The organism is Paenibacillus sp. VCA1 (genome assembly GCF_031583795.1).
Taxonomy (GTDB): Bacteria; Bacillota; Bacilli; order Paenibacillales; family Paenibacillaceae; genus Paenibacillus_AQ; species Paenibacillus_AQ albilobatus.
In genome coordinates this window covers 1-238 of sequence record NZ_JAVLSX010000059.1, presented here as the reverse complement: position 1 = coordinate 238, position 238 = coordinate 1, and the positions used below count along the sequence as shown (strand labels likewise).

Annotated in this window: 1 rRNA gene; it reads right to left on the bottom strand. The window is 51.3% G+C overall.

Annotated elements, in window-relative coordinates:
• Positions 1-238: ribosomal RNA gene (locus RJP21_RS31145) — 23S ribosomal RNA — on the bottom strand; the annotation flags it as partial.

Genomic DNA, 238 nt, shown 5'->3' with positions numbered 1-238 from the left:
TCGCCCTATTCAGACTCGCTTTCGCTGCGGCTACGGCTTCTCACCTTAACCTTGCACGGGAACGTAACTCGCCGGTTCATTCTACAAAAGGCACGCCATCACCCCTAAAATGGGCTCTGACTTCTTGTAAGCACACGGTTTCAGGTTCTATTTCACTCCCCTTCCGGGGTGCTTTTCACCTTTCCCTCACGGTACTGTTTCACTATCGGTCGCTAGGGAGTATTTAGCCTTACCAGAT